This window comes from Mesorhizobium sp. M5C.F.Ca.IN.020.29.1.1 (assembly GCF_003997375.1).
GTDB lineage: Bacteria > Pseudomonadota > Alphaproteobacteria > Rhizobiales > Rhizobiaceae > Mesorhizobium > Mesorhizobium wenxiniae.
The window spans coordinates 1-2,907 of record NZ_RZSW01000653.1 but is presented as its reverse complement, the minus strand read 5'-3'; the positions used below and the strand labels follow the sequence as shown (position 1 = coordinate 2,907).

1 protein-coding gene and 1 pseudogene are annotated in these 2,907 nt (G+C 63.0%); both read left to right on the top strand.

What is annotated here, in order from left to right; all coding sequences use genetic code 11:
• Positions 1-2,518, top strand: a 2,518-nt coding sequence (locus EOA85_RS31560) for an FAD-dependent oxidoreductase (protein ID WP_164760007.1), incomplete at its 5' end; no start/stop codon positions are given.
• 208 nt (positions 2,519-2,726) lie between these two features.
• Positions 2,727-2,907, top strand: a pseudogene (locus tag EOA85_RS31555) (glycosyl transferase family 39); the annotation flags it as partial.

Here is a 2,907-nt window from a genome sequence, read left to right as displayed (position 1 = left end):
GCTCTACCATCTGGCCAAGGCCGGCTGGACCGACATCATGCTGATCGAGCGCTCGGAGCTCACCTCCGGCTCGTCGTGGCATGCGGCGGGCGGCTTCCACACGCTCAACGGCGATCCCAACGTCGCCAAGCTGCAGGCCTATACGGTGCAGCTCTACAAGGAGATCGAAGAACTTTCCGGCCAGTCCTGTTCGCTGCACCTGACCGGCGGCGTGATGATGGCCGACACCCCCGAGCGCATGGACTTCCTGCGCCTTGCCCACGCCAAGGGCCGCTATCTCGGCATGGACACCGAGCTGATCACGCCGTCAGAGGCCAAGGCGATGTTCCCGCTGATGGACGAGACGAATTTCGTCGGCGCCATGTGGGATCCGGTCGAAGGCCATCTCGACCCTTCCGGCACCACCCACGCCTACGCCAAGGCGGCCAGGAAGCTCGGCGCCGAGATCGTGCTGCGCAACCGCGTCGTCGAGCTGACGCAGGAAGTCGATGGCACCTGGAACGTCGTCACCGAACAAGGCACGGTCCAGGCCGAGCATGTCGTCAACTGTGGCGGCCTGTGGGCGCGCGAGATCGGCCGCATGGTCGGTGTCGAGCTGCCGCTGCTGGCTATGGAGCACATGTACCTCTTGACCGAGCCGATGCCGGAGGTTGAGGAATTCAACAGCTCGACCGGCCGCGAGATGATCGGCGTGATGGACTTCAAGGGCGAAATCTACACCCGCCAGGAACGCAACGGCATCCTGCTCGGCACCTATGAAAAGGCCTGCAAGCCGTGGTCTCCCGTCAACACGCCGTGGGATTTCGGCCATGAGCTGCTGCAGCCCGACATCGACCGCATCGCGCCGTCGCTCGAGATCGGCTTCAAGCATTTTCCCGGCATCGAGAAGGCCGGTATCAAGCAGATCATCAACGGTCCATTCACCTTCGCACTGGATGGCAACCCGCTGGTCGGCCCGGTGCAGGGCCTGACCAATTTCTGGTGCGCCTGCGCCGTCATGGCCGGTTTCTCGCAGGGTGGCGGCGTCGGGCTGGCATTGTCGAACTGGATGGTTCATGGCGATCCCGGCTTCGACGTCTGGGGCATGGACGTGGCGCGCTTCGGCGAATGGGCGACGCTGCGCTACACCAATGCCAAGGTGCGCGAAAACTATTCGCGCCGTTTCTCCATCCGCTTTCCCAACGAGGAATTGCCGGCCGCGCGCCCAGCGCAAACGACGCCACTCTACGACACGATGCTGGCCAAAAACGCCGTCATGGGCGATAGCTGGGGCCTCGAAACCCCCCTCTGGTTCGCGCCGAAAGGCACGGAGCCGAAGGACATCGTTTCCTTCCATCGCTCCAACGATTTCGGGCCGATCGGCGAGGAAGTGCGTGCGACCCGCGAGAAGGTCGGCGTCACCGAGATCGCCAACTTCGCCAAATACGAAGTCTCCGGGCCGGCAGCCGAGGATTTCCTCAACCGGCTGATGACCAACCGCATGCCGAAGACCGGCCGCATCGTGCTGACCCCAATGCTCAACGAATTTGGCAGGCTGATCGGCGACTTCACCATCGCCAAGGCGGGTGAAGGGCGCTACATGATCTGGAGCTCGTCGGCGGCGCAGAAGTATCATATGCGCTGGTTCGAGAAGCACCTGCCGAAGGATGGTAGCGTCCGCATTCACCGCTTCGACCAGACGCTGGTCGGCTTGTCGATCGCCGGGCCGAAATCACGCGACCTGCTGCAGAAGCTGGTCGATGTCGACATCTCGACCAAGGCTTTCCGCTTCATGGACTTCCGCGAGATCGCGGTCGGCGGCGCGCCCTGCATGGTCAATCGAATTACCTATACGGGCGACCTCGGTTACGAGATCTGGATGGCGCCGGCATACCAGCGCCTCGTCTACAAGGCGATCAAGGATGCCGGAGAAGAGTTTGGCCTCGTCGATTTCGGCATGCGCGCCCTGCTCTCGATGCGACTGGAGAAGAATTTCCCGACCTGGTTCCGCGAACTGCGCCCGATCTACGGGCCGTTCGAAGGCGCGATGGACCGCTTCGTCAAACTGGAGAAGAACGACTTCATCGGACGCGAAGCGGCAGCCAGGGAGCAGGCAGAAGGGCCAAAACTGCGCCGTGTCTCTTTCATCGTCGATGCCGCGGACGCCGATGTCATGGGCGACGAACCGATCTGGGCCAAGGTCGGCGGCAAGGACTACGGCACGGTGGAAAAGCCGCACGGCTATGGTGCGCCGCGTTTCGATACGGACGGCAAGGAAGTGCGCGGCTCCAGGGCCGCGGAAGGCGCTTCGGCCGTGCGCGGCATCGTCGATGGCGACTGGCGCGTGGTCGGCTGGGTCACCTCCGGCGGCTATGCCCATTACGTCCAGAAATCGATGGCGCAAGGCTATGTGCCAGCGGCGTTAGCCGGGGAAGAGAGCGCCGGACTGTTCGAGATCGAAATCCTCGGAAGCCGGCGTCCGGCCCGCATCAATGTCGAGCCGCCTTTCGACCCGAGCGGCGAGAAGATGCGGACCTAGAGCACCGCACCCAAAGGCCTGCCCTCCGGCCCGACCCGGGGTGCGACCGATTTTGGAGAAGCCCGATGCTTAACCAAAAAGCTAGAGCGGCGGTACGATTCGACTTGAAGCCCGCCGCCCCGGAAGCGATCAGGGCTGCCACATTGTGCGGGGCACGGTCTTCGTGCTAGCGGAGCCGGCGGCAACTGGCACGGGCGATGAAAACTCGTTGAAGTATTCGATGAAATGGGACGAATGGCTTGCCGAGAGCAGGATCGGCCCCTTCCCGGCGGCGATCGTCATGGTCGCCGCTTATTTGGCCTTGCAAACCGTCATATTGTCCATTCTGGCCACTTGGGCAGGAACTGGCGTCGGCGTCGATGACGCGGAGCAACTGATTTATCTTCCAT